Source organism: Pseudomonas cichorii, from assembly GCF_003700275.1.
GTDB classification, from domain to species: Bacteria; Pseudomonadota; Gammaproteobacteria; order Pseudomonadales; family Pseudomonadaceae; genus Aquipseudomonas; species Aquipseudomonas cichorii_B.
This window is the reverse complement of the sequence record NZ_RBRE01000103.1, coordinates 63168-89369: the sequence shown is the minus strand read 5'-3', so window position 1 is coordinate 89369 and position 26202 is coordinate 63168. Positions and strand designations below refer to the sequence as shown.

Sequence of the window (26202 nt, the reverse complement as noted above, 5' to 3'; positions counted from 1 at the left end):
CAGTTTATCGACTGTGCATGCTTGATATGAAAAAGGTATCAGCCATCAGATGAAACATTACCGTTACAGGTCACTGTCTCTACGATCTTTTCCAGCTTCTGCAGTCGCCGCGCCATGTCATCAAGCTTGCGAATGCGGGCGGCGCTCTTGCGCCACTCGGCAGCCGGTTGCATCGCCGTACCGGAAGAATAAGAGCCGGGTTCGGTAATCGAATGCGTGACCATGGTCATGCCGGTGATGAATACGCCATCACAGATCTCGATATGCCCGACCAGCCCGACGCCACCAGCGAGCATGCAATGCTTGCCGATTTTCGTGCTGCCGGAAATGCCGACACAGGCGGCCATGGCAGTGTGATCACCGATCTGCACGTTGTGGGCAATCTGGATCTGGTTGTCGAGCTTCACGCCATTGCCGATCCGGGTATCCGCCAGGGCACCGCGGTCAATCGCAGTATTGACGCCGATTTCCACGTCATCACCCAGGGTGACACCGCCGATCTGGGCAATCTTTTGCCAGACACCCTTCTCATTGGCAAAGCCGAAACCTTCACCGCCGAGCACGGCACCCGACTGGATGACCACCCGTTTGCCGATGCGAACATCGTGATAGAGCGTCACACGCGGCGCCAGCCAGCCACCTTCGCCAATCTCGCAACGGGCACCGATGAAGCAATGGGCACCGATGGTCACGCCTGCACCAATCCGCGCACCGCTCTCGATCACCGCGAAAGCACCGATACTCGCTGCCGGATCGACCTGGGCATCATCGGCGATGACCGCCGTCGCATGCACGCCGGCAGGTGCCTTGGGCTTGGGATCGAACAAGTGCGAGATTCGCGCATAGGCCAGATAAGGATCCGGCACCAGCAAGGCATCGCCCGCGTAGCCTTCGGCATCTGCAGGCTTCAACAGCACGGCAGCAGCCCGGGCATCCACCAGGAACTTGCGATACTGTGGATTTGCCAGGAAGCTGAGCTGATCAGGGCCGGCCTCTTGTAAAGTGGCCAGCCCCGTAATGTTCTTGTCCTGGTCGCCACGTAGCGTGGCGCCAAGGAACTCGGCCAACTGGCCGAGCTTGATAATTGTGCTCATGGATTATTTCAGCTGATTCATGCGCTCGATGACCTGGCGAGTGACGTCATACTGAGGTTTGACATCAATCACTGCACCGCGCTCGAACACCAGGTCAAAGGCACCTTTCTTGATGACTTCTTCCACAGCCTGATCCAGCTTTGGCTTGAGCTGCTTGAGCATTTCACGGTCAGCAACAGCCTTGGCTTCGTTCAGTTCCTTGGACTGGAACTGGAAGTCACGGGCCTTTTGCTTGAATTCAAGCTCCAGACGCTCGCGCTCAGGCTGAGCCATTTTGTCGCCACCACTTACCAGACGGTCCTGGATGCCCTTGGCGCTGCTTTCCAGAGTTTTCAGCTTGGTCAGTTGCGGACCGAACTTCTTCTCGGCATCAACGGCGTATTTCTTCGCGGCATCGGATTCCAGCAGCGCCATCTGATAGTTCAGCACGGCAATTTTCATGTCTGCAAATGCAGGACCGGCTACAAGGACAGTTGCCAGCATTACCAATTGAGTCAACTTACGCACAATACACTCCTACAGAATTCGTTTCGTTATCAAGGATCAGACGCTTAGAACGTCTGGCCCAGGGAGAATTGGAAAACCTGCGTTTCTGCATCGTTGTCAGGCTTCTTGACCGGCATCGCCAGGGCGAAGCTCAGAGGACCGAGAGCAGTGATCCAGGTAACACCGACACCTACAGAGCTCGCCATGCCGGAGAAGTCGATGTTGTTACATTCGACTCTCTGACCATTGAGCGTCCTGTTGGAATCGCAATTTGTGTCAAATACGTTACCCACGTCCCAGAACAGGGAGGTACGCAGGGAACGCTGATCCTTGATGAACGGCAGCGGGAACATGACTTCTACGCCACCTTGCACCAGAACGTTACCACCGAACGGCAGCGGATCCTGATCCGGGTCTGCAGCAGTGCCCGGGTTTCTGCCGCTACTTGGCGTACTGCGCGGACCCAGGGTGCTGTCCTTGAAGCCACGTACCGAGTTGAAGCCACCGGCGTAGTAGTTTTCATAGAACGGCAGACCGGAGGTCGAGCCGTATCCGTCACCGTAACCCAGTTCAGTGTGCAGGCGCAGCGTGTAGTTATCCGTGATCGGATGGAAATACTGTGCGCGGTAGTCCAGCTTGTAGAACGACAGGTCACTGCCCGGCAGAGTGGTTTCAAACACGAGGCTCTGCGAATGACCACGGGTGGCCAGAACACCTTTGTTCAAGGTCGACTCGGACCAGCCTACGGAGCCCTTGAAGTTCAGGAAACTGTCGCCTTCCTGGTTGATGAAGTCGAAAATCTCGTCAACGGTATAGGTACCGGTCTTGATCTTGTCCTGTTGCATGGTCAGACCATAGGTCAGACGCGAAGTCTCGCTGATCGGGTAACCCAGGTTGATACCGGCACCCAGGCTGTCGACCGCGTAGCTGGCAACATCGACATCGAGCTCGTCATAGTTGGTCGTACGGTAGAAAGCGTTGTAACCCAGGCTCACACCGTCGGCAGTCCAGTACGGATCGACATAGCTGAAGTTGTAACGGCTCTGGTATTCGCTACGGGTCAGGCCGATGCTTACGCGGTTACCGGTACCCAGGAAGTTGTTCTGGCTGATCGAGCCACCGAGGATCAGGCCGGCACTCTGTGCAAAACCGACGCTGGCAGTGATCGAACCGGAAGCCTGCTCTTCAACCGCGTAGTTGACGTCTACCTGGTCGTCGGTGCCTGGAACTGCTGGCGTTTCGACGTTCACTTCCTTGAAGAAGCCCAGGCGATCCAGACGGGTTTTCGACTGGTCGATCAGGTAGGTCGAAGCCCAGCCGCCTTCCATCTGGCGCATTTCGCGACGCAGTACTTCGTCCGCAGACTTGGTGTTGCCACGGAAATTGATACGGTTGACGTAGGCACGCTTGCCCGGATCTACCACGAAGGTGATATCGACGGTGTGGTCTTCGTCGTTCGGTGTCGGTACGCCGTTGACGTTGGCGAAGGTATAGCCTTCGTTACCCAGGCGACGGGTGATCAGTTCGGAAGTGGTGGTCATGACCTTGCGCGAGAACACCTGGCCCGGCTGCACAAGCAGCAGGGACTTGACCTGGTCTTCAGGCACTTTCAGGTCACCGCTGAGCTTGACCGACTTGACGCTGTATTTCTCGCCTTCGTTGACGTTGACCGTGATGTACACGTTCTTCTTGTCAGGCGTGATCGAAACCTGGGTCGAGGCGATATCCATGTTGATATAGCCGCGGTCCAGGTAGTAGGAACGCAGACGCTCCAGGTCGCCGGAAAGCTTTTCACGGGCGTACTTGTCGTCGTTCTTGAAGAAGGAAAGCCAGTTGGTGGTCTTGAGCTCGAACAGGTCGATCAGGTCTTCATCGGGGAAAACCGTGTTGCCCACCACGTTGATGTGCTGAATGGCAGCAACGGTGCCTTCATTGATGTTGATCTTCAGGCCGACACGGTTGCGCGGCTGAGGAACGACCTCGGCAGCAACCTCGGCAGAGTAACGGCCCTGGGCAACGTACTGGCGTTGCAGCTCGTTACGCACACCTTCGAGGGTCGCACGCTGGAAGATCTCACCTTCGGCCAGGCCGGACTGCTTCAGCCCTTTCATCAGGTCTTCAGTGGAAATCGCCTTGTTGCCTTCGATTTCGATGCTGGCAACGGAAGGACGCTCAACCACCGTAATGACAAGAACATTGCCATCACGTCCCAGCTGGATATCTTGAAAGAAACCGGTTTTGAACAACGCACGAGTAGCGTCAACCAGACGACCATCATCCGCCTGCTCGCCCACGTTGAGCGGCAACGCACCAAAGACGCTGCCGGCGGATACCCGCTGCAGGCCGTTGACACGGATATCGGAGATGGTGAAGGACTCGGCGTGAACTTCGGCGATCATCAGTACGGCAAGAACCGCAGTTAGCAGCAGACGTTTCATGAAGTCCTTTCTTATTCCAACTGGCAATAAACAAACTGCCGCAAAATGCGGCAGATTTCGCAATACAGCAAGGGCTTACAGTCGTCCCAGATCGTTGACCAGCGCGAGCAACATGACGCCCACCACCAGACTGATACCGATCTGAACTCCCCAACCTTGTACCTTTTCCGAAAGAGGGCGACCACGTGCCCATTCGATCAGATAAAACAGCAAATGCCCGCCATCCAGCACCGGGATCGGCAATAGATTCAGAACCCCCAGGCTTATGCTCAGATAGGCCAGGAAGTTCAGGAAATCACCAATGCCCGACTGGGCTGAAGCGCCCGCCACTTTAGCAATGGTTATCGGTCCACTCAAGTTTTTTACCGAGAGCTCGCCGAACAACATTTTCCTGAGTGAATCCAGTGTCAGCACGCTCATGTTCCAGGTGCGCTTCGCGCCCTCGGCCACAGCGGCCAGAGGACCATAACTGACTTCACGCAACATCTCTGGCGGCCAATCGACACCTTTGACGCCAGCGCCCAGATAACCGGTCGCTGCCTTACCCTCTCCGCGCACCGCCAGAGTCAGCGGTACATCGAGTTGTGCGCCATCACGTTCGATGCGCAACTGGACTCGCGCATCCGGACGCTCGCGAACCCAGTCGACAACCTGCTGCCACTCGTTGAGCGGCTTGCCATCGATTGCCAGCAACAGATCACCGGTTTTAAGGCCAGCGGCCTGTGCCGGGCCTTTCGGATCAAGCTCTGCCAATACCGGAGCCAGGGCCGGACGCCATGGGCGAATCCCCAGGGAGCGAATCGGATCGGGCTCTTCGGCACCCTTGAGCCAGTTATCCAGAGCCAGGCTATGCGCCGTATCGACGCTCGAACCCTGATCGCGCACCTTCAGCGCAATCGTGCCGCTCTCGCCGAGACGACGAACCAGTTGCAGATTGACGGCAGACCAACCCGATGTCGCCTCGCCGTCGACCGAAACGATTTCCTGACCGGCGCTCAGGCCGGCCTGCTGGGCAATGCTGCCCGCCTCCACTGCGCCGATGACCGGGCGAACCTGCTGGCTGCCGAGCATGGCCAGCGCCCAGAAGAAGACGATCGCCAGCAGAAAGTTGGCCGCAGGACCGGCAATGACGATGGCGATGCGCTGGTACACGGTCTTGCGGTTGAAGGACTGGTCGGCCAGATGCTCAGGTACATCGCCTTCGCGCTCGTCGAGCATCTTGACGTAGCCGCCCAGAGGAATCGCCGCAACGACGAACTCGGTGCCCTGGCGGTCATGCCAGCGAATCAGCGGCGTACCGAAGCCCACCGAAAAGCGCAGGACCTTGACACCACAGCGCCGGGCAACCCAGAAGTGACCAAATTCGTGAAAGGTAACCAGTACACCCAGGGCAACCAGGGTGCCAATGATCATATATAGCGCGCTCATCAACCTTCTCCGGGTGCCGGCATGCCGGCAACTGTGTTTATCATCGCAGCGCCAGAAGCCTGCTCGCGATACATCACATCAACCCTATCATCCATGTTCAATCATCGTCCGTTTCGTTCCAGCCAAAGCCCTGCCAGAACGCGCGCCCTTGCATCTGCTGCAAATACCGCACCGAGCTCTTCGACCGCAACGGCGGGCTCAAGATTCAGCACGTCCTCGATCATACCCGCGATTTCCAGATAACCAATGCGTCGGTCAAGAAATGCTGCCACAGCCACTTCATTGGCAGCATTGAGCATGGCCGGTGCACTGCCTCCGGCTTCCGCTGCCTGACGGGCCAGACGCAGGCACGGGAAACGTTCCTCGTCAGGCTCTTCAAAGTCCAGCTGGCCGATACGGAACAGATCCAGCGGCGAGACGCCAGAGTCCATGCGTGCAGGCCAGGCCAGCGCATTGGCGATCGGTGTGCGCATGTCGGGATTGCCAAGCTGGGCCAATACCGAACCATCCACATAATCCACCATGGAGTGGATCACGCTCTGCGGATGAATCACCACTTCGACCTGGGCCGGACGGGCATCGAACAGCCAACAGGCCTCGATCAGCTCCAGCCCCTTGTTCATCATGGTCGCCGAATCCACGGAAATCTTGCGCCCCATCGACCAGACGGGATGGGCACAGGCCTGCTCCGGCGTAACGTCGTGCAGTTGCGCCAGCGGCGTCCGACGAAACGGTCCGCCCGAAGCAGTCAACAGAATACGCCGGACACCCACGGCACTCAGGCCACGAGAGAAGTCGCCCGGCAGGCACTGAAAGATTGCATTGTGCTCACTGTCGATGGGCAGCAGCACGGCACCGCTCTGACGCACCGCCTGCATGAACAAGGCGCCGGACATGACCAGGGCTTCCTTGTTGGCCAGCAGGACCTTCTTGCCCGCCTCGACCGCCGCCAGGGTCGGCCGCAGACCGGCAGCCCCGACAATCGCAGCCATGACCGCATCGACCTGGGGATGTGCAGCCACTTCACACAGGCCACCCTCCCCTACCAGCACACGGGTATCGAGCCCGGCAGCGGCAAGGTCATCCTGCAACTTGCGTGCGACATCCTGGGTGGGTACCACGGCGAAACGCGGCGTATGCCGGACGCACAACGCCAGCAATTCCTTCAGGCGACTGAAGCCGGTCAGGGCAAAGACCTGATAAAGAGCCGGATGACGAGCGATGACATCCAGCGTACTGAGGCCAATCGATCCGGTGGCCCCAAGGATGGTTATCTGTTGCGGTTTCACAGCACACCCCAGTCAGCAGCCCAGAGCAGCACGGCGAACACGGGAATCGCGGCCGTCAGGCTATCGATACGGTCCAGAACACCACCATGACCGGGCAACAGGTTACTGCTGTCCTTGATACCGGCCTGACGCTTGAACATGCTTTCGGTCAAGTCACCCACCACCGAAATCAGCACGATGGCGGCAGCGCCCAACAGACCGACGATCAGTTGTGACACCGACCAGTCACGGGAAACACCTACGGCAGCGGTGATCCCCAGACTGACTACCAGGCCACCATAAACGCCTTCCCAACTTTTGCCCGGACTGACCTTGGGCGCCAGCTTGCGCTTGCCGAATGCCTTGCCGGAGAAATAGGCACCGATATCGGCAGCCCATACCAGCACCATCACCGACAGGATCAGCCAGTTACCCAGCGGCCACTGCTTGATAAGCACGAGACCTTGCCAGGCTGGCAGCAGAATCAAAAGGCCGATGACCAGCTTGCAGGCAGCGCTCGCCCAGTATTCGCTGGAAGCGGGGAAAGTAAGCACCAGAAAGGTCGCTACCCCCCACCAGAGAACCGCCGCGACCAGAATCCAGGGCGCCAGCCCCGGCAGTAGATACATCAGGAACAGCAGAACGCCGACCGCAACGGCATAAGCCACGCGCATGACCTGAGACACAAGCCCTGCCAGTCTCGCCCATTCCCAGGCACCCAGCACTACGACCAGTCCGATGAACAGGGCGAATTCGGCGCCCTTGAGCAGGAAGAACCCACAAAGAGCGACCGGCAACAAGATGAGTGCAGTGATGATCCGTTGTTTCAGCATTAAACCCGGGCTCCAGCTTCGACCTGTTCGCTGGTTTTACCGAAGCGACGTTGGCGCGAAGCGAAATCGGCCAGCGCAACGCGCATGGCATCGTGTTTGAAGTCCGGCCAGAACAGGTCGGAAAAATACAGCTCGGCATAAGCCAGCTGCCAAAGCAGAAAGTTACTGATGCGATGCTCGCCACCCGTCCGGATGCACAGATCCGGCAACGGCAGATCGCCAGTTGCCAGACAGGTCTGCAACAGTTCGGGCGTGATGTCTTCAGGCTGCAGATGTCCGGCCTGAACCTCGCGAGACAAGCGCTGGGCAGCCTGGGCGATATCCCATTGCCCACCGTAGTTGGCCGCGATCTGCAGAACGAAGCGGCTGTTGCCAGCCGTCTGCATTTCCGCTTCGCGCATGGCCGCCTGCAGTTCGGGATGGAAGCGCGAGCGATCACCAATGATGCGCAGGCTGATGCCATTCTCGTTCAGGCGACGGGTTTCGCGCCGCAGGGCCGTGAAGAACAGCTCCATCAGAGCCCCGACCTCTTCGGCCGGGCGCTGCCAGTTTTCACTGGAGAATGCGAACAGCGTCAGCACCTCGACCTTGGCTTCGGCGCACACCTCAATGACTGCACGCACGGCATCCACGCCTGCCTTGTGACCTGCAACGCCTGGCAACAGGCGTTTCTTGGCCCAACGATTATTACCGTCCATGATAATCGCGACATGGCGTGGCACCGAAGACAGTGCGGCCGGTTTTATCTTTTCCATGAAAGCGCCCCGAACCTTATACGGCCATCAGGTCTGCTTCTTTCTGCTTCACAGCCACTTCGATGTCAGCCACGAACTTGTCGGTCAGCTTCTGGATCTCGTCAGCAGCGCGACGCTCTTCGTCTTCGCTGATTTCCTTTTCCTTGACCAGATCCTTGTACTGGCCCAATGCATCGCGACGGATGTTGCGTACAGCAACACGGGCGTCTTCAGCCGCATCACGCGCCTGCTTGGTGAAGCCCTTGCGGGTTTCCTCGGTCAGGGCCGGCATGCTGATCAGCAGCAGTTCGCCAAGGTTGGTCGGGTTGAAGCCCAGGCCGGAACTCTGGATAGCCTTGTCGACCGCAGCCAGCATGTTGCGCTCGAATGCCACGACCTGCAGGGTGCGTGCATCCTTGACGGTCACGTTGGCGACCTGGTTCAGCGGGGTATCGGCACCGTAGTAAGGCACCATCACGCCACCCAGGATACTCGGGTGAGCCTGACCGGTACGAATGCGGCTGAAGGCGTGCGCCAGGGACTCGAGGCTTTTCTGCATGCGTGCCTGAGCGTCTTTCTTGATTTCGTTGATCATTGTTGAACTTCCTCGATCAGGGTTCCTTCAGCGCCGCCATGTACGATATTCAGCAGGGCGCCGGGCTTGTTCATGTTGAAGACGCGCAACGGCATCTTGTGGTCGCGACACAGGCAGATAGCCGTCAGATCCATTACACCCAGCTTGCGATCCAGTACTTCATCGTAAGACAGATGATCGAACTTCTCGGCATTCGGGTCCTTGAACGGATCTGCGGTGTAGACGCCATCGACCTTGGTCGCCTTGAGGACGACATCGGCATCGATTTCGATCGCGCGCAGGCACGCAGCCGAATCGGTAGTGAAAAACGGATTACCGGTGCCGGCTGCAAAGATGACCACTTCCTTGGAGCTGAGGTGACGCATGGCCTTGCGACGATCGTAATGATCGGTCACGCCCATCATCGAAATGGCGGACATCACTATTGCCGAAATATTAGCTCGCTCCAGCGCATCACGCATTGCCAGGGCATTCATCACAGTGGCCAGCATGCCCATGTGATCGCCCGTCACCCGATCCATGCCCGCAGCACTCAAGGCCGCGCCACGGAACAGGTTGCCACCACCGATAACCAGCCCGACCTGAACGCCGATACCAATCAACTGGCCGACTTCCAGCGCCATGCGATCCAGTACCTTGGGATCGATACCGAACTCTTCCGAGCCCATCAGGGCCTCGCCGCTAAGCTTGAGTAGAATGCGTTTATAGCGAGCCTGATAACCACTGCCCTGCTGAGCCATTGCGAATCTCTCCTGCGGCGTTTTCTGAAAAAAATCTGTGCGGGCCATCTCAGGCCTGCGCTTACTCTAGCTTGACGCTAAAAGAGCGTCTGGAGAATGCAGCCTTATGGGCCAATTCTCAAAGGGAAATTCCCTTTCTTTTTTGACAAAGAGGCCGCGCGCGTGAGCGGGCAGCCTCTTTGGGGCGACAGTTGAGAAACCGTCTTACTTCTTGCTTGCAGCTACCTGGGCAGCTACTTCTTCAGCGAAGTTGTCGACTGGCTTCTCGATACCTTCGCCTACCTTGAAGTAGGTGAACGATACGATTTCAGCGCCAGCTTTCTTCGCCAGAGCACCCACGGTGATTTCCGGGTTCTTGACGAAAGCTTGCTCGACCAGGCTGGCTTCGGCCAGGAACTTGGTGATACGACCGCTCACCATTTTCTCGACGATTTCAGCAGGCTTGCCTTTGATCTTGTCTTCGTTCAGTTGCAGGAAGACGCCCTTCTCGCGCTCGATCGCTTCGGCAGAAACTTCCGAAGGCAGCAGGAATTCAGGGTTGCTTGCAGCAGCGTGCATGGCGATGTCTTTGGCCAGCTCGGCGTCACCGCCTTTCAGAGCCACGACTACACCGATCTTGTTGCCGTGCAGGTAAGCGTTTACAACGTCGCCTTCGATGCGGGTCAGGCGACGAATGTTGACGTTCTCGCCGACTTTGGCAACCAGAGCAGTACGCTCGACTTCCTGAGCTTCGATCAGCGGAGCTGCGTCGGTCAGTTTGTCGGCGAATGCCTTTTCGATGCTGCTGTTGACGAAGTTCTTGAAGTCGTCCTGCAGAGCCAGGAAGTCGGTCTGCGAGTTGACTTCGATGATGACAGCCGATTTGCCGTCTTCAGCAACCTTGACGCCGATAGCGCCTTCAGCAGCAACGTTGCCTGCTTTCTTGGCAGCCTTGATGGCGCCGGAAGCACGCATGTCGTCGATGGCTTTTTCGATGTCGCCGCCAGCCTTGGTCAAGGCCTTTTTGCAATCCATCATGCCTTCGCCGGTACGCTCGCGCAGTTCTTTGACCAACGCTGCAGTAATCTCTGCCATTTCAAAATCCTCTTGGATAGGTTTTCAACCATTCCACCCGGGGTAAACGGGCGTTCAAATTCTTGAAAAATCAGGGTGGCAGCAACACATGACAACCAGGCCACGGTAACGCCAACAGATCATTCTCGAGGTGGCAAAAAGGGGGCCAAGCCCCCTTTTCGCGTACTGAGTAAACGCTAAGCGTTTGTTACTCAGCCTTCTACAGCTGCTGCAGCTGGAGCTTCTTCGACGTAAACGTCGGTGCCGCCAGCAACATTGTTGCGACCACGGATAACAGCGTCAGCCATCGAACCCATGTACAGCTGGATAGCGCGGATTGCGTCATCGTTGCCTGGGATGATGTAGTCAACGCCTTCCGGGCTGCTGTTGGTATCGACTACGCCGATAACCGGGATGCCCAGCTTGTTGGCTTCGGTGATCGCGATGCGCTCGTGATCAACGTCGATAACGAACAGTGCGTCTGGCAGACCGCCCATGTCCTTGATACCACCCAGGCTGCGATCCAGTTTTTCCAGATCACGGGTGCGCATCAGCGCTTCTTTCTTGGTCAGCTTGGCGAAAGTACCGTCTTCTGCCTGTACTTCCAGCTCGCGCAGACGCTTGATCGACTGACGAATGGTCTTGAAGTTGGTCAGCATGCCGCCCAACCAGCGGTGATCGACGTACGGGGAACCGCAACGTGCTGCTTCTTCAGCAACGATCTTGCCAGCGGAACGCTTGGTGCCGACGAACAGAATCTTGTTTTTGCCCGAAGCCAGGCGCTCAACGAAAGTCAGAGCTTCGTTGAACATTGGCAGGGTTTTTTCAAGGTTGATGATGTGAATCTTGTTACGCGCGCCGAAAATGTACTTACCCATTTTCGGATTCCAGTAACGGGTTTGGTGACCGAAGTGCACACCGGCCTTCAGCATATCGCGCATATTGACTTGGGACATGATAGTTCCTTGATAAGTCGGGTTAGGCCTCCACGTATCCCAATGACCAACCAGAGGCTTGTCGCCAAAGGCACCCAGGTCATCGTGTCGACACGTGTGTGGGTTTAGGCTTCCAGGACGGACCTTGGAAAGCGGCGCATTTTATATCACAAAAGGAAAGCCAGCGAAACCCGAATTACGCGCTTGTTTCTCCATCCTTTTGAAAACAGACAGATTCCCTCATGTTTCCTTTATGGAAGGAAGCGCTAGTCATCAGCCCGGGTCTGATAGAATCGTGCCTTTCCGTATTTGGCCGCGTGCAACCACGCAGAGAGATATTGCATGACCGTTACCCTCAAAACTCCCGAAGACATCGAAAAGATGCGTATCGCCGGTCGCCTGGCCGCCGAAGTCCTGGAAATGATCACGCCGCACGTCAAGGCCGGTGTCACCACCGAAGAACTGGACCGCATCTGCCACGACTACATCGTCAACGAGCAGCAAGCGATTCCGGCGCCTCTCAACTATAAAGGCTTCCCCAAGTCGATCTGCACCTCGATCAACCACGTGGTCTGCCACGGCATTCCAGGCGAGAAGCAGCTCAAGAATGGCGACACCCTGAATATCGACATCACCGTCATCAAGGACGGCTATCACGGCGACACCAGCAAGATGTTCCATGTCGGCAAGGTGCCGGAGTGGGCCGAACGCCTGTCGAAAATCACCCAGGAATGCCTGTACAAGGCCATCGAGATCGTGCGTCCGGGCACCCGCCTCGGGGATATCGGCGCAGTGATCCAGAAGCACGCCGAAAAGAACGGTTTTTCCGTCGTTCGTGAATTCTGCGGCCACGGCATCGGCAAGGTCTTTCACGAAGAGCCGCAGGTGCTGCATTATGGCGAGGCTGGCACCGGTATCGAACTGCTTGAAGGCATGACCTTCACCATCGAACCGATGATCAATCAGGGTCGCGCCGACACCAAGATTCTCGGCGACGGCTGGACCGCCATTACCAAGGATCGCAAGCTCTCGGCACAGTGGGAGCACACGATTCTGGTGACTGCCGACGGCTACGAGATTTTCACCCTGCGCAGCGACGACACTATCGCGCGTACATCGGCCTGACCCGGCCTGTTCGCCCGACACCAAGACCGCACCGTTCGATATAAAGGAAAGCTGTTCCATGCCGCAGGTGGATCCCGATTTGTTCGACCGCGGCCAGTTCCAGGCTGAACTGGCCTTGAAGGCAAGCCCCATCGCCGCTTTCAAGAAAGCCATCCGCAATGCCCGTGACGTGCTCGACGCGCGTTTTTGCGAAGGCCGTAACATACGTCGCCTGATCGAGGATCGAGCCTGGTTCGTGGATAACATCCTGCAACAGGCCTGGGGTCAGTTCGACTGGAACGAGGACGCCGACATAGCCTTGCTGGCGGTTGGCGGCTATGGTCGTGGCGAACTGCACCCTTATTCGGATATCGACCTGCTGATCCTGCTGGACAGCGCCGATCACGAAGTCTTTCGCGAATCCATAGAGCGTTTTCTGACCCTGCTGTGGGATATCGGCCTGGAAGTCGGGCAAAGCGTGCGCTCGGTGGACGAATGCGTACAGGAAGGCCTGGCCGACCTGACCGTGATCACCAACCTGATGGAAAGCCGCACCATCGCCGGACCGGAGCGTCTGCGCCAGCGCATGCTGGAAGTTACCAGCACGCAACACATGTGGCCGAGCAAGGACTTCTTCCTGGCCAAGCGCGCCGAACAGAAGACCCGGCACCACAAGTACAATGACACCGAATACAACCTTGAACCCAACGTCAAGGGCTCGCCCGGTGGCCTGCGCGACATCCAGACCATCCTCTGGGTCGCCCGTCGCCAGTATGGCACCCTGAACCTGCGCGCCCTGGCCGGCGAAGGTTTCCTGCTGGAAAGCGAGAACAACCTGCTGGCCTCCTCCCAGGAATTCCTCTGGAAGGTGCGTTATGCCCTGCACATGCTGGCAGGACGCTCCGAAGACCGGCTGCTGTTCGATTACCAGATCAGGATCGCAAGCCTGCTGGGCTATCAGGACAGCGATGCCAAGCTGGCCATCGAACGCTTCATGCAGAAGTACTATCGCGTGGTCATGAGCATCGCCGAACTGAGCGACCTGATCATCCAGCACTTTGAAGAAGTCATTCTCGCCAAGGATGACGGCAGCAGCACGCAGCCGATCAACTCGCGCTTCCAGTTGCATGACGGCTATATAGAAGCAACCAACCCGCACGTATTCAAGCGCACGCCGTTCGCCATGCTCGAGATTTTCGTGCTGATGGCCCAGCATCCGGAGATCAAGGGCGTTCGTGCCGATACCATTCGCCTGTTGCGCGAGCATCGGCACCTGATCAACGACGAATTCCGCAACGATATCCGTAATACCAGCCTGTTCATCGAGCTGTTCAAGTGCGAACTCGGCATCCACCGCAACCTGCGCAGGATGAACCGCTACGGAATCCTTGGCCTGTACCTGCCCGAGTTCGGGCATATCGTCGGGCAAATGCAGCATGACCTTTTCCACATTTATACCGTGGATGCGCATACGCTGAACCTGATCAAGCACATGCGCAGGCTGCAATATGCCGACGTGGCCGAGAAATTCCCGCTGGCCAGCAAGATCATGGCGCGCATTCCCAAGCCGGAACTGATCTATCTGGCCGGCCTGTATCACGACATCGGCAAAGGCCGCGGCGGCGATCATTCGGAACTGGGCGCCGTGGATGCCCAGGCCTTCGGCGTGCGCCACCACCTGCCAGCCTGGGACACCCGCCTGATCGTATGGCTGGTCAGCCATCACCTGGTAATGTCGACCACCGCGCAGCGCAAGGACTTGTCCGACCCTCAGGTCATCCATGACTTCGCGCAGTTCGTCGGCGATGAAGTGCATCTGGATTACCTGTATGTGCTGACTGTCGCGGACATCAATGCCACCAATCCGACGCTCTGGAACTCGTGGCGGGCCAGCCTGCTGCGCCAGCTGTATACCGAAACCAAGCGGGCCTTGCGCCGCGGCCTGGAGAATCCGGTCGATCGCGAAGAGCAGATTCGCCGCACACAGATTGCCGCGCTGGACATTCTGGTACGCAACGGCATCGACCCGGACGACGTGGAACAGCTCTGGTCTGCATTGGGGGATGATTACTTCCTGCGCCATACCGCCGGTGACGTGGCCTGGCACAGCGATGCCATCCTGCAGCAACCTGCCGATGGCGGTCCGCTGGTCCTGATCAAGGAAACCACTCAGCGCGAGTTCGAGGGTGGCACCCAGATCTTCATCTATGCCCCGGACCAGCACGACTTCTTCGCCGTGACCGTGGCGGCGATGGACCAGTTGAACCTGAACATTCACGACGCACGCATCATCACTTCCAGCAGCAAGTTCACCCTCGATACCTATATCGTGCTGGACAACGATGGCGGCGCAATCGGCGACGATCCCGAGCGCACCCGGCAGATTCGTGACGGCCTCACCGAAGCACTGCGCAACCCGGACAACTACCCGACCATCATCAAGCGTCGTGTGCCGCGACAGCTCAAGCACTTTGCCTTTGCGCCGCAGGTCACCATTCACAACGACGCGCAACGCCCGGTGACGGTGCTGGAGCTGCTGGCGCCAGACCGTCCGGGACTGCTGGCACGGATCGGCAAGATTTTCCTGGAGTTCGACCTGTCCTTGCAGAACGCCAAGATCGCGACCCTGGGCGAGCGCGTGGAAGACGTGTTCTTCATTACCGATGCCAACAATCAACCGCTATCCGACCCCCAGCTATGCAGTCGCTTGCAGGAAGCCATCACCAGGCAACTGAGCGTCAACTCAGAGCCGGACGGCAACCTGCGGATCAGCATTTGACGAATCGACTCAACGGCGCCTTCGCAGGCGCCCAGCTCATTGAGAACCCGCCCCATGAATAACGCCATGCAACAGCTTCAGCCTTACCCGTTCGAGAAGCTCCGCGCCCTACTCGGCAGCGTGACGCCCAACCCGGACAAACACCCGGTCGCGCTGTCCATCGGCGAGCCGAAGCATCGTTCACCCGAGTTCGTCGCCAAGGCCCTGGCCGACAACCTCGACCAAATGGCGGTATATCCCACGACCCTGGGTATCCCCGCCCTGCGCGAAGCGATTGCCGGTTGGTGCAACCGCCGTTTCAGCGTACCCGAAGGCTGGATAGACCCGGCGCGCAATGTATTGCCGGTCAATGGCACCCGCGAAGCACTGTTTGCCTTCACTCAGACCGTGGTCAATCGCAGCGATGATGGCCTGGTAGTCAGCCCCAACCCGTTCTATCAGATCTATGAAGGCGCAGCGTTTCTCGCCGGTGCCCAGCCGCATTACCTGCCGTGCCTGAGCGAAAACGGTTTCAACCCGGATTTCGACGCGGTCACGCCAGATATCTGGAAACGTTGCCAGATCCTGTTCCTGTGCTCGCCCGGCAACCCGACTGGCGCACTGATTCCACTGCCGACCCTGAAGAAACTGATTGCCCTGGCCGACGAGTACGATTTCGTGATCGCCGCGGACGAGTGTTACAGCGAGCTGTATTTCGACGAGCAGACACCGCCACCGGGCCTGCTCAGCGCCTGCGCCGAACTGGGCCGCAAGGACTTCAAGCGTTGCGTGGTCTTCCACAGCCTGTCCAAGCGCTCCAACCTGCCGGGCCTGCGCTCAGGCTTTGTCGCCGGTGACGCCGACATCCTCAAGGCCTTTCTGCTATATCGCACCTACCACGGTTGCGCCATGCCGGTTCAGACTCAACTGGCCAGTATCGCGGCCTGGAATAACGAAGAACACGTACGCGCCAACCGCGCGCTGTATCGCGAGAAATTCGACGCAGTACTGGAAATTCTGGCTCCGGTGCTGGATGTTCAGCGCCCGGACGGCGGCTTCTACCTGTGGCCGAACGTGGGCAAGGACGACGCCGAATTCTGCCGCGACCTGTTCGTCGAGCAGCATGTCACAGTCGTGCCGGGCTCCTACCTGTCGCGTGAAGTAAACGGCCTCAACCCGGGCGCTGGCCGGGTACGCATGGCGCTGGTCGCGCCGCTGGCCGAATGCATCGAGGCTGCCGAGCGGATTCGCGCGTTCATTACTCGTTAAGCCCCGCACTCATTATAGAAACAGGCTACAGAGTCGATACAGTTCGCATACTCATGTCATGGAAGAGCATATGAACCTCGTATCGACCCTGTCGAACACGGCCATTGCCACTTATAGCGGCCTCGATAGCACAAGCACTGCAACCGCCAGAAGCGCTCAGCCCACAAACCCGGCGGCTACAGCCACTTCGACAAATGCAGATCAGACCACATTTTCCAGCGTTGCCCTGCAACTCAGCCAGACAACCTCTTCTGCCAGCTCATTGTTTCCTGCCCGTCCCGGCATGAGCACCACCGCCTTGATAATGGCCCCGGCCAATCCAGGGCTGGCCACCAGTTCCAGAAACCTGACATTTTCCGAAGTCGCCACCGACGCCCGGGCGCGCATGGATGCCAAATATGCGCAGATGAAGGCCAGCGGCACGCCTTATGACCACAGCAGTTATGAAGGCCGCGATACCAACTCCCTGATCGGCGATCTCGACCGCCGATCACTGTATGCCGTCAGCAGCAACAAGGACGGACTGTTCAGCAAGGCAGAGCAACAGTCCGCCACCGACGCCATGAACCGGCAACAAGGCATTGCCATGGGCCTTTACGACAGCCATGCCGCCAGCACCTTTACTGCCAATCCAGTCAGATCCTATGAGGCGGGCCTGGCCTTTCTGAATAGCGTCAGCCCCGAAGAAAAAGGCTCGGTCGCATGGCTGCAACAGCACATGAACCTCGAAGCAGGCATCGCAGCCCTCAGGAAAGAAGAAAAACCCGAAATCCCCAAGACCCTGTTCGAGATGCTGGCCGAGATAAATAGCGAACAGCTCCGGGAAGAGGAAGAAGAGCAGCAAGCCCCTGGAGCCAAACCCGCCAGCAACCCATCCAGCGCCAACGCTTCGGACACTGCAACGCCAGCCAGCACGGCCTCCTGATAGCCTGTTTGTAACCGTCGCCGATGTATAGACACTGCACTACCCTTTCACTGCGCCCGGATTGTCCGACAGATATCGCGACAGGCCGGGCACAGGACGCTTGGGCGTGGCATAATCACCGGCTGTTTTTTCGGTATGCATGAGGCACTTTGGCAATGGGAAACTCCGCCGATGGCAGCAAAGGCATTTGTCTATATGGCATCAAAGCCTGCGACACGATGAAAAAAGCTCGTACCTGGCTCGATGAGCATGCCGTGAGTTACGAGTTTCATGATTACAAGACACTTGGTATCGACCGTGAGCACCTGACGCAGTGGTGCGATGAACACGGCTGGCAAGTGGTGCTGAACCGCGCGGGAACCACCTTTCGCAAGCTCGATGACGGACAGAAGACCGATCTCGACCAGGCCAAGGCAATCGAGCTGATGCTCGCGCAGCCGTCGATGATCAAGCGCCCGGTGCTCGATCTTGGCGACAAGACCCTGATTGGTTTCAAACCCGACCTGTATGCAGCGGCCATCGCCTGATTGAGATGGCCCTTTAATTCGCAAGAGGAAATTGCATGTCCACTACTCTGTTCAGCCTGGCCTTCGGTGTCGGCACTCAAAACCGTCAAGGCGCATGGCTGGAAGTCTTTTACGCCCAGCCGCTGATCAACCCGTCGGCCGAGCTGGTTGCCGCAATCGCTCCAGTTCTGGGCTACACCAGTGGCAACCAGGCCATTGCGTTCAGCACCGACCTGGCCTCGAAACTGGCCGATGCAGTCAAGCCTGTCGACGCAGCCCAGGCAGCCCTGCTGACCCGTCTGGCTGAAAGCCACAAGCCGCTGGTCGCCACGCTGCTGGCCGAAGATGCGCCACTGACCTCCACGCCAGAGGCGTACCTGAAGCTGCACCTGCTGTCCCATCGCCTGGCCAAGCCACACGGTCTGAACCTGACCGGTATCTTCCCGCTGCTGCCAAACGTGGCATGGACCAGCCACGGCGCTGTCGACCTGGCCGAGCTGGGCGAGCGTCAACTCGAAGCACGCCTCAAAGGCGAACTGCTGGAAGTCTTCTCGGTAGACAAATTCCCGAAAATGACCGACTACGTAGTGCCGAGCGGCGTGCGTATCGCTGACAGCGCACGTGTTCGCCTGGGCGCCTACGTGGGCGAAGGCACCACCGTAATGCATGAAGGTTTCGTCAACTTCAACGGCGGCACCGAAGGTCCAGGCATGATCGAAGGCCGTGTCTCGGCTGGCGTCTTCGTCGGCAAGGGCTCGGACCTGGGCGGCGGTTGCTCGACCATGGGCACCCTGTCCGGTGGCGGCAACATCGTCATCAAGGTTGGCGAAGGCTGCCTGATCGGCGCCAACGCCGGCATCGGCATCCCGCTGGGCGATCGCAATACCGTCGAAGCCGGCCTGTACATCACTGCTGGCACCAAGGTCGCCCTGCTCGATGAAAACAACGAGCTGGTCAAAGTCGTCAAGGCACGCGATCTGGCAGGCCAGACCGACCTGCTGTTCCGTCGCAACTCGCAGACCGGCGCGGTGGAATGCAAGACTCACAAGTCGGCCATCGAGCTGAACGAAGCACTGCACGCGCATAACTGATGCCGTGTCCGGGTACAGGACTCCCGTCCTGTACCCGATTCCACCGAGCAGGATGACCAATGCCCCTCATTTCGCCCTGGCGCGCTGACTTTCCTGCCATCGACGCCCTTCAGCGGCAAGGCCAGACCTATCTGGACAGCGCCGCAACCACGCAAAAACCTCAGGCATTGATCGATGCCCTGACCCATTACTATGCAAACGGTGCCGCCAATGTGCATCGTGCGCAGCATTTGCCCGGCGCCCATGCCACCCAGGCGTTCGAGGACAGCCGCCACAAGATCGCCCACTGGCTCAATGGCCATGAGTCCGGGCAGATCATTTTCACCCACGGCGCAACCTCGGCGCTCAATCTGCTGGCTTACGGGCTGGAGCATGAGTTTGCCGACGACGACGAGATCGTCATCAGCGCGCTGGAACACCACGCCAACCTGTTGCCCTGGCAACAACTGGCCCGGCGCCGCAACCTGAAACTGGTGATCCTGCCGCTCGACAGCCACGGCCTGATCGACCTGCAGGCTGCCACCGCCCTGATCGGTCCGCGCACCCGTCTGCTAGCGGTCAGCCAGCTCTCCAACGTACTGGGAGCCTGGCAACCCTTGCCGCGCCTGTTCGAGCTGGCCAGGGCGCACGGTGCATTGACGGTGGTGGATGGCGCCCAGGGCGTGGTCCATGGCCGCCATGATGTGCAAGCCCTGGGCTGCGATTTCTATGTATTTTCCAGCCACAAGCTCTACGGCCCCGACGGGCTCGGCGTGCTGTATGCCCGCAACGAGGCCTTGTCCTGCCTGAAACATTGGCAATACGGCGGCGAAATGGTGCTCGATGCCGATTATCAGCAGGCCAGTTTCCGTCCGGCGCCGCTGGGTTTCGAGGCCGGCACCCCGGCGATTGCCAGCGTGATCGGTCTGGGCGCGACTCTCGGCTATCTGCAAAGCCTGAATCATCAGGCAGTAGCCGAGCACGAGGCACGGCTGCATCAGCGCTTGCTGGAAGGCCTGCAACAACGCGACGGCATTCGGGTACTGGGCTCGCCGGAGCTGGCACTGGTCAGTTTCGTGGTCGAAGGTGTGCATAACGCCGATCTGGCGCATCTGTTGACCGAACAGGGGATTGCCGTACGCGCCGGCCATCATTGCGCGATGCCGCTGCTCAAGAGCCTGGGATTGTCGGGCGCCATTCGCGTCTCCCTCGGCCTGTACAACGATTCGGATGATCTACTGCGCTTTTTCAGTGCCCTGGATCAGGCGTTGGAGCTGCTGCGATGAGTCTGTCACCAAACGCGCAAACGGCACTGCAAAGCTTCAGCCAGCTTCAAGGCTGGGAACAGCGCGCACGTCTGCTGATGCAATGGGGCGAGCGACTGCCGGCCTTGAGCGACGAGGAGAAATCCGAAGAGCATCGAGTGCATGGCTGCGAAAGCAAAGTCTGGCTGCTGGGCACGGTCAGCGATGGCCACTGGCAGTTTCGCGCAGCCAGCGATGCACGGTTGATTCGCGGCTTGGTAGCGCTGCTGCTGGAGCGGGTCAACGGTCTGTCGGAGCAGGAGTTGCTGGAAGTGGACCTGCCCGACTGGTTCAACCAGTTGGGCCTGAGTCGCCAACTGTCACCCTCACGCAGCAACGGCCTGAATGCCGTGCTGCAAAGAATGCGGCAACTGGCTCACGCCTGAGCGGGCGGAACCGAAACCGGTCTGGCGCGCTCCGAAGGGCGGCGCGTTCCCGCGACCAGCTTGTCGATCGCCCGGGTAGCCGCGACCATGCCGAAGGTCGCCGTAACCATCATCACCGCGCCAAAACCTCCGGCGCAGTCGAGCTTGACGCCATCCCCGACAAAACTTTTCTGCAGGCAGATGCCGCCATCGGGCTTGGGATAGCGCAACTGCTCGCTGGAAAACACGCAAGGCACGCTGTAATGGCGGTTTGGGGTACGGGAGAAACCGTATTCGCGACGCAGGGTCGAGCGAACCTTGGAAGCCAGCGGATCGTTGAAGGTACGGTTCAAATCGCAGACCTGGATCTGGGTCGGATCGATCTGCCCGCCCGCGCCGCCGGTGGTCACGATCTGGATCTTGCGGCGCTTGCACCAGGAAATCAGCGCCGCCTTGGCGTTGACGCTGTCGATGCAGTCGAGGACGAAATCCAGGTCCGGGGTGATGTAGTCCGCCATGGTCTCGCGAGTCACAAAGTCGCTTACCGCATGCACGGTGCACGCCGGGTTGATCGCCTTGATGCGCTCAGCCATGACCTCGACCTTGGGACGTCCCACCGTGCTGTCCAGGGCATGCAACTGGCGATTGCTGTTGCTGACACAGACATCGTCCATATCGAACAGGGAAATCTCACCCACTCCACAACGAGCCATGGCCTCGGCCGCCCACGAACCCACGCCGCCGATACCGACCACTGCCACGTGGGCTGCACGCAGGCGTGCCAGGCCCTCGATGCCATACAAACGGGCGATGCCTGCGAAACGTGGATCTTCTGTGCTCATGTCTGTTACCCCGAAAACCGGCGCGCATTATAGAGGTTTGCCAGAGGCGCGACACCCCTCTTGTTCCACCCAGCCAGCCCATGCAACTCGATTGCCGGCCATCGCCCTGAACACACAGGAAAACAGGTATAAACATCCGGACGTCCTGTCACTAACGGCCGACCTTTAATTAACAACTAAAAAGCAGCCCGTACATACATAAAAAATGGGCACATAAACAGCGAGGTGCTTAAAACCCTCTAAAATAAATACATCGAACATCCGTTTGACTATAAAACTCAATGCCCAGATTATTATCCCGATTATTCCCTGCACAGACCGGCCCGCCACTGTCCGGCTATTTTCGTCGAAAGCCTCTACTTGACATACCCGACTGGCCAGCCAATGTCTCGGGCTTTTCTTATTCGCCTTTTCGCCCCGATCAGACCCCGCTCAAGAAAACTTATCCCACTCGTGAGCAAATTCGCGAAGACCTTCTGCTCATCAGACCGTTCAGCATGAATATCAGGACCTACTCGGTCGAGGGAACCCTGGCTTATATTCCGGAAATTGCTGAAGAACTGGGCATGCAGGTCGCCCTGGGCATATGGATCAGCGACGATGGCGAGAAAAACCGTGAGGAAATGGCAATCGCCATAGAACTTGCCAACCGGCTGCCCTGTGTGACTCACTTGATCGTTGGCAACGAAGTACTGTTTCGTGGAGATGTTTCTGTCGGGCAACTTATCGCTTACATTCACCATGTGCGCCAACGGGTGAAAGTACCGGTAGCCGCCTCCGAAATATGGGGACAATGGCTGGAGACGCCGGAACTGGCAAATCACTCGGATTTTATAGCTGCTCATATATTACCTTTCTGGGAAGGTCTGTCCGTTCGAGAGGGAAGTTCGTTTGTACTGGAACGGGCAAAAGAGTTACAACAACGTTTTCCTGATAAACCCCTGATACTTTCTGAAATTGGCTGGCCCAGCAAAGGCAATAGATCAAGAGGCCTGGGAATATCCCCTCAAGAGCAATCCATTTATCTGCGCACGCAACTCTCTCATCTCAATCAATGTGGCTATCGCTACTTTGTCATAGAGGCATTCGACCAGCCATGGAAGGTCGATGAGGGTATTGCGGGACCTCATTGGGGTTTCTTCGATGCACAACGGCAGATAAAACTACAGCTTTACGGCCCGTTGAAAAGGCCGGTCAACTGGCGATCCGGACTGCGGAAAATCATTGCCGCCATGCGGCCTGAATCGCTGTTTACGGCGATTGCGCTACCTGCTGGCGCATATTGCCTGCTGGTATGGGCAGGAATGCATTACGCCCAGTCACTTCCCTGGTGGGTGGCACTGATATTGAGCCTGTTCTGGGCCGCCTACGTGTTGATCGGTCTCGCAGTGGAAAGCCACGAATTCTTCGAGGCTTGCTGGGGAGCCGAGAATACCCGCCCGTTCCATCCCTTGCGCAAAGGCATGGAACATCCACCCAAGGTCAGTGTGCAGATCGCGTGCTACAACGAACCGGCAGACATGCTGAAAAAGACCCTCGATGCGCTGCGGGGTCTGGATTACCCGGATTTTGAAGTACTGATCATCGACAATAACACCCGGGACAAAACGCTATGGCAACCGATTGCACAGTACTGCCGACTACTGGGGTCACACTTCAGGTTCTTTCATGTTGATGTGCTGCCGGGCTTCAAGGCGGGCGCACTGAATTACCTCCTGGACCACATGGCGCCGGACGTTGAAATAGTGGCAGTCATAGACGCCGATTACTGCGTCAATCGTCATTGGCTCAAACATATGGTCCCTCATTTCTGTAACCCGGCAATCGCTGTCATTCAGGTCCCGCAGGATTATCGTGATGCTCATCAGAGCCTGTTCAAACGTTGCTGCCAGGCCGAGTACCGGGGGTTCTTCAACATTGGCATGGTCCTTCGCAACGAACATGATGCGATCATTCAGCATGGCACCATGACTCTGATCCGCCGCTCTGCGCTGGAGTCTCTGCGCTGGGCGCAATGGTGTATCTGCGAAGATGCAGAATTGGGTCTGCGAATGCTGGAGAGCGGCTTCTCCACGGGCTACGCACCGGTCAGCTACGGCCAGGGTCTGACTCCCGATAGCTTCACGGACTTCAAGAAGCAACGCCATCGCTGGGTATACGGCGCCATCCAGATCATCAAGAAGCATGCTGCCAGTCTGTTTACAGGCAGTTCCACATCCCTGAGCAGGATGCAGCGGTATCACTTTCTGGCAGGCTGGACTCCCTGGCTCGCAGAAGGTGTGAATTATCTACTGACACTTGCGACACTACTGTGGTCCATGGCGATGATCCTGACGCCTGAAGGTTTCGCCCCTTTGCCGTGGATCTTTTCAACTTCATTGCTCCTGATGTTCACCTTGAGAACGCTCAAGACCCTTTCGCTCTATGGAAAACTGGTCAACACAGATATCCGGGAAGCCCTGGCCGCAACACTGGCAGGCATCGCGCTATATCCCACTATCGGCAAGGCGGTACTGACTGGCATATTCACGTCAAGACTGCCCTTTTTCCGCACGCCAAAACACACCCACGACAATCGTTACCGACCACTCCTGCTCGAAGCCCGGGAGGAGCTGTGCCTTCTGCTACTTTCGTGGCTGGCAATCCTGGGCCTGCTGATGACCCGAGAGCCAGACATCGACCTCGGATTCTGGATTGCGATGCTGTTCGCCCACTCGCTGCCCTTTCTGGCAGCCACGATCATGGCGTTTCTCTCGGCACACAGTGCTCGCGCCATGCAGTAACAACATCAGTGCGGCGTTTACAAATTTCTGAAACAGGTGTCAGAGAAGCAACTTCCTGGCAAACCAAAGAAAAACTACAGCCATATCAAGACACATCCTACAACCGCCAATCTTGCTTACAAATCACAATCGACAATAAGAATTCGAGCAAAACCTGCTCCATCTCGACCTATTCAAACCTGTTCACCAGAAAACCTTGAAAACGGATATTTCTTAATGAGTCATTGCAACACTCAATCAACGGACGTCACCCTGAAAGAAGATTCCTTCCAGAGAAAACGCTGGCAAGCGCTGACTGTTATCTGTCTGGCCACATTGATGATTGTGCTGGATACGACAATTGTGAATGTCGCTCTTCCCTCGATCAAACTGGACCTGGGGTTCGATGAAGTTTCCCTGGCCTGGGTCATCAATGTGTATCTACTGACCTTTGGCGGGTTCCTGCTGCTCGGCGGTCGTCTCGGCGATCTATACGGGCAGCGGGCGGTTTTCATCTGGGGCACCAGCCTGTTTACCCTTGCATCGCTGGCCTGCGGCATTGCCCAGACACAAGGAACACTGATCGCAGCCCGTGCATTCCAGGGGTTTGGCGGCGCGTTGCTAACCGCCACGGCACTGTCGCTGATCATCCGCCTGTTCAGCGATCCGAAGGAGCGGGCAAAAGCCATTGGCGCCTATAGCTTCGTGTGTACCGGTGGCGGCAGTATCGGGGTACTGCTGGGCGGCATCCTGACCGACCTGTATGAATGGTATGCGATTTTCCTGATCAACCTGCCGATAGGCATCCTTGTTCTCGTCTTGACGCTGCGGCTGCTGCCTGCCGCCCAAGTATCCAGAACAGGTACTCTCGATATGGCAGGCGCTATCAGCGTAATGTCAGCCTTGATGCTGGCCGTTTATGCAGTCATGAATGGCAACCATATTGGCTGGAGCTCTGCGACTACCACTGGCTTGCTGGCTTTGGCTGTTGGCCTGTTCATATTATTCATAGGCATAGAAGTTCGCACGAAAGAGCCGTTGATTCCTCTACGGCTATTGCGCCTGAGAAATCTGGCCACTGCAAATCTGATTGCAGTACTTTGGGCAACCTCCATGTTTGCCTGGTTCTTTCTTTGCGCGCTCTACCTGCAACAGGTGCTGGCCTATTCACCCCTGGAAGTCGGCCTGGCCTTTCTGCCGGCCAATCTGGTAATGGCCATCTGTTCGCTGATCCTGTCTTCCCGACTCATTATCCGCCATGGCGTAAAACTGCCGCTGGTGCTGGGGCTTGCAATCGCCGCCACGGGCCTTTTCCTGCTCGGCAGGATACCCGTCAACGGCAGTTTTCTTCTCGATATCCTGCCCGGCATGCTGCTGATCGGGCTGGGGGCCGGAATGGGCTTCAACCCCATACTGGTTGCCGCCATGGACGATGTGCAGCCCGGCGAGGAAGGCATCGCCTCGGGCATCGTCAACACTTCATTCATGATGGGCGGAGCGCTGGGTCTGGCGATCATCAGCAGCCTGGCTGCACATTACAGCGAACGACTGGTAGCCGCCGGGTCCCCGGCACTTGCAGCCTTGGGTGACGGTTATGGCGTGGCCTTCCTGCTCGCAGGCACGCTGTCTCTTGTAGCTGCGCTGGCAGGCGCAGTCTGCATGCGCAAATGAGCCAGGAAAGAGCGTGGCACCA

Annotated in this window: 22 protein-coding genes; 10 read left to right on the top strand and 12 right to left on the bottom strand. The window is 57.9% G+C overall.

Features of this window, described 5'->3' with window-relative positions:
- Positions 1 to 38: 38 nt before the first annotated feature.
- The 11 genes from lpxD to rpsB form a co-directional block, all read right to left on the bottom strand.
- Positions 39 to 1094: a UDP-3-O-(3-hydroxymyristoyl)glucosamine N-acyltransferase gene (lpxD, locus tag ALQ04_RS26380; RefSeq protein ID WP_122318722.1), complete on the bottom strand. Its 1056-nt coding sequence runs from the start codon at positions 1092 to 1094 to the stop codon at positions 39 to 41.
- A gap of 3 nt (positions 1095 to 1097) precedes the next feature.
- Positions 1098 to 1601: an OmpH family outer membrane protein gene (locus tag ALQ04_RS26375; protein WP_122318721.1), complete on the bottom strand. Its 504-nt coding sequence runs from the start codon at positions 1599 to 1601 to the stop codon at positions 1098 to 1100.
- 44 nt (positions 1602 to 1645) lie between these two features.
- Positions 1646 to 4018 carry an outer membrane protein assembly factor BamA gene (bamA, locus tag ALQ04_RS26370; protein WP_122318720.1) on the bottom strand — a complete coding sequence of 791 codons (2373 nt, stop codon included), beginning with the start codon at positions 4016 to 4018 and terminating at the stop codon, positions 1646 to 1648.
- 75 nt (positions 4019 to 4093) lie between these two features.
- Entirely contained in the window at positions 4094 to 5446 is a 1353-nt protein-coding gene (gene rseP, locus ALQ04_RS26365) for a sigma E protease regulator RseP (protein WP_122318719.1), read from the bottom strand.
- A 101-nt stretch (positions 5447 to 5547) separates the two neighbouring features.
- Positions 5548 to 6735, bottom strand: coding sequence for a 1-deoxy-D-xylulose-5-phosphate reductoisomerase (gene ispC, locus ALQ04_RS26360; RefSeq protein WP_122318718.1), 1188 nt, complete (start codon positions 6733 to 6735; stop codon positions 5548 to 5550).
- On the bottom strand, positions 6732 to 7547 hold the full coding sequence (locus ALQ04_RS26355) for a phosphatidate cytidylyltransferase (RefSeq protein ID WP_122318717.1): 816 nt from the start codon (positions 7545 to 7547) through the stop codon (positions 6732 to 6734). Before ALQ04_RS26355 ends, ispC begins: the two co-directional genes overlap by 4 nt.
- Positions 7547 to 8302: a polyprenyl diphosphate synthase gene (gene uppS / locus ALQ04_RS26350; protein WP_122318716.1), complete on the bottom strand. Its 756-nt coding sequence runs from the start codon at positions 8300 to 8302 to the stop codon at positions 7547 to 7549. The genes ALQ04_RS26355 and uppS overlap by 1 nt, the downstream gene beginning before the upstream one ends.
- A gap of 16 nt (positions 8303 to 8318) precedes the next feature.
- Positions 8319 to 8876: a ribosome recycling factor gene (gene frr / locus ALQ04_RS26345; protein WP_122318715.1), complete on the bottom strand. Its 558-nt coding sequence runs from the start codon at positions 8874 to 8876 to the stop codon at positions 8319 to 8321.
- Entirely contained in the window at positions 8873 to 9616 is a 744-nt protein-coding gene (gene pyrH / locus ALQ04_RS26340) for a UMP kinase (protein WP_122318714.1), read from the bottom strand. The genes frr and pyrH overlap by 4 nt, the downstream gene beginning before the upstream one ends.
- Before the next feature lie 204 nt (positions 9617 to 9820).
- Positions 9821 to 10690, bottom strand: a complete 870-nt coding sequence (gene tsf / locus ALQ04_RS26335; RefSeq protein WP_122318713.1) for a translation elongation factor Ts — start codon at positions 10688 to 10690, stop codon at positions 9821 to 9823.
- Between the two features lie 191 nt (positions 10691 to 10881).
- The gene (gene rpsB / locus ALQ04_RS26330; protein WP_122318712.1) at positions 10882 to 11625 is read right to left on the bottom strand and encodes a 30S ribosomal protein S2; all 744 of its coding nucleotides are present in this window, start codon (positions 11623 to 11625) and stop codon (positions 10882 to 10884) included.
- A 321-nt stretch (positions 11626 to 11946) separates the two neighbouring features.
- Between rpsB and map the strand changes: the two genes are divergently transcribed.
- The 8 genes from map to ALQ04_RS26290 all read left to right on the top strand — a co-directional run bounded on the left by map (position 11947) and on the right by ALQ04_RS26290 (position 20926).
- Entirely contained in the window at positions 11947 to 12729 is a 783-nt protein-coding gene (map, locus tag ALQ04_RS26325; RefSeq protein WP_122318711.1) for a type I methionyl aminopeptidase, read from the top strand.
- A 58-nt stretch (positions 12730 to 12787) separates the two neighbouring features.
- Entirely contained in the window at positions 12788 to 15487 is a 2700-nt protein-coding gene (locus ALQ04_RS26320) for a [protein-PII] uridylyltransferase (protein WP_122318710.1), read from the top strand.
- A gap of 54 nt (positions 15488 to 15541) precedes the next feature.
- Positions 15542 to 16735, top strand: a complete 1194-nt coding sequence (dapC, locus tag ALQ04_RS26315) for a succinyldiaminopimelate transaminase (RefSeq protein WP_122318709.1) — start codon at positions 15542 to 15544, stop codon at positions 16733 to 16735.
- Between the two features lie 70 nt (positions 16736 to 16805).
- Entirely contained in the window at positions 16806 to 17660 is an 855-nt protein-coding gene (locus ALQ04_RS26310; RefSeq protein ID WP_122318708.1) for a hypothetical protein, read from the top strand.
- Positions 17661 to 17815: 155 nt separating this feature from the next.
- A complete protein-coding gene (locus ALQ04_RS26305) occupies positions 17816 to 18187 on the top strand; it encodes an ArsC family reductase (protein WP_122318707.1) in 372 nt (123 codons plus the stop codon).
- A gap of 35 nt (positions 18188 to 18222) precedes the next feature.
- Positions 18223 to 19257, top strand: a complete 1035-nt coding sequence (gene dapD / locus ALQ04_RS26300; RefSeq protein ID WP_122318706.1) for a 2,3,4,5-tetrahydropyridine-2,6-dicarboxylate N-succinyltransferase — start codon at positions 18223 to 18225, stop codon at positions 19255 to 19257.
- A 59-nt stretch (positions 19258 to 19316) separates the two neighbouring features.
- Positions 19317 to 20522, top strand: a complete 1206-nt coding sequence (locus tag ALQ04_RS26295) for an aminotransferase class V-fold PLP-dependent enzyme (RefSeq protein ID WP_122318705.1) — start codon at positions 19317 to 19319, stop codon at positions 20520 to 20522.
- Positions 20519 to 20926 carry a SufE family protein gene (locus ALQ04_RS26290; protein ID WP_122318704.1) on the top strand — a complete coding sequence of 136 codons (408 nt, stop codon included), beginning with the start codon at positions 20519 to 20521 and terminating at the stop codon, positions 20924 to 20926. Before ALQ04_RS26295 ends, ALQ04_RS26290 begins: the two co-directional genes overlap by 4 nt.
- Here ALQ04_RS26290 and tcdA read toward each other — a convergent pair.
- On the bottom strand, positions 20917 to 21747 hold the full coding sequence (gene tcdA / locus ALQ04_RS26285) for a tRNA cyclic N6-threonylcarbamoyladenosine(37) synthase TcdA (protein ID WP_122318703.1): 831 nt from the start codon (positions 21745 to 21747) through the stop codon (positions 20917 to 20919). The genes ALQ04_RS26290 and tcdA overlap by 10 nt on opposite strands.
- A gap of 281 nt (positions 21748 to 22028) precedes the next feature.
- Here tcdA and ALQ04_RS26280 point away from each other — a divergent pair, with 281 nt between their 5' ends.
- On the top strand, positions 22029 to 24530 hold the full coding sequence (locus ALQ04_RS26280; RefSeq protein WP_122318702.1) for a glycosyltransferase: 2502 nt from the start codon (positions 22029 to 22031) through the stop codon (positions 24528 to 24530).
- Positions 24531 to 24566: 36 nt separating this feature from the next.
- Positions 24567 to 26180, top strand: a complete 1614-nt coding sequence (locus tag ALQ04_RS26275; protein ID WP_259645094.1) for an MFS transporter — start codon at positions 24567 to 24569, stop codon at positions 26178 to 26180.
- Positions 26181 to 26202: the final 22 nt, after the last annotated feature.

Coding starts and splice junctions, on each gene's coding strand:
- ALQ04_RS26280 (WP_122318702.1), top strand. CDS start 22,029: ATGCCCAGATTATTATCCCGATTATTCCCTGCACAGACCGGCCCGCCA.
- dapD (WP_122318706.1), top strand. CDS start 18,223: ATGTCCACTACTCTGTTCAGCCTGGCCTTCGGTGTCGGCACTCAAAAC.
- uppS (WP_122318716.1), bottom strand. CDS start 8,302: ATGGAAAAGATAAAACCGGCCGCACTGTCTTCGGTGCCACGCCATGTC.
- map (WP_122318711.1), top strand. CDS start 11,947: ATGACCGTTACCCTCAAAACTCCCGAAGACATCGAAAAGATGCGTATC.
- dapC (WP_122318709.1), top strand. CDS start 15,542: ATGAATAACGCCATGCAACAGCTTCAGCCTTACCCGTTCGAGAAGCTC.
- ALQ04_RS26355 (WP_122318717.1), bottom strand. CDS start 7,547: ATGCTGAAACAACGGATCATCACTGCACTCATCTTGTTGCCGGTCGCT.
- ALQ04_RS26320 (WP_122318710.1), top strand. CDS start 12,788: ATGCCGCAGGTGGATCCCGATTTGTTCGACCGCGGCCAGTTCCAGGCT.
- lpxD (WP_122318722.1), bottom strand. CDS start 1,094: ATGAGCACAATTATCAAGCTCGGCCAGTTGGCCGAGTTCCTTGGCGCC.
- ALQ04_RS26295 (WP_122318705.1), top strand. CDS start 19,317: ATGCCCCTCATTTCGCCCTGGCGCGCTGACTTTCCTGCCATCGACGCC.
- pyrH (WP_122318714.1), bottom strand. CDS start 9,616: ATGGCTCAGCAGGGCAGTGGTTATCAGGCTCGCTATAAACGCATTCTA.
- rpsB (WP_122318712.1), bottom strand. CDS start 11,625: ATGTCCCAAGTCAATATGCGCGATATGCTGAAGGCCGGTGTGCACTTC.
- rseP (WP_122318719.1), bottom strand. CDS start 5,446: ATGAGCGCGCTATATATGATCATTGGCACCCTGGTTGCCCTGGGTGTA.
- tcdA (WP_122318703.1), bottom strand. CDS start 21,747: ATGAGCACAGAAGATCCACGTTTCGCAGGCATCGCCCGTTTGTATGGC.
- ALQ04_RS26305 (WP_122318707.1), top strand. CDS start 17,816: ATGGGAAACTCCGCCGATGGCAGCAAAGGCATTTGTCTATATGGCATC.
- ALQ04_RS26290 (WP_122318704.1), top strand. CDS start 20,519: ATGAGTCTGTCACCAAACGCGCAAACGGCACTGCAAAGCTTCAGCCAG.
- ALQ04_RS26310 (WP_122318708.1), top strand. CDS start 16,806: ATGAACCTCGTATCGACCCTGTCGAACACGGCCATTGCCACTTATAGC.
- tsf (WP_122318713.1), bottom strand. CDS start 10,690: ATGGCAGAGATTACTGCAGCGTTGGTCAAAGAACTGCGCGAGCGTACC.
- bamA (WP_122318720.1), bottom strand. CDS start 4,018: ATGAAACGTCTGCTGCTAACTGCGGTTCTTGCCGTACTGATGATCGCC.
- frr (WP_122318715.1), bottom strand. CDS start 8,876: ATGATCAACGAAATCAAGAAAGACGCTCAGGCACGCATGCAGAAAAGC.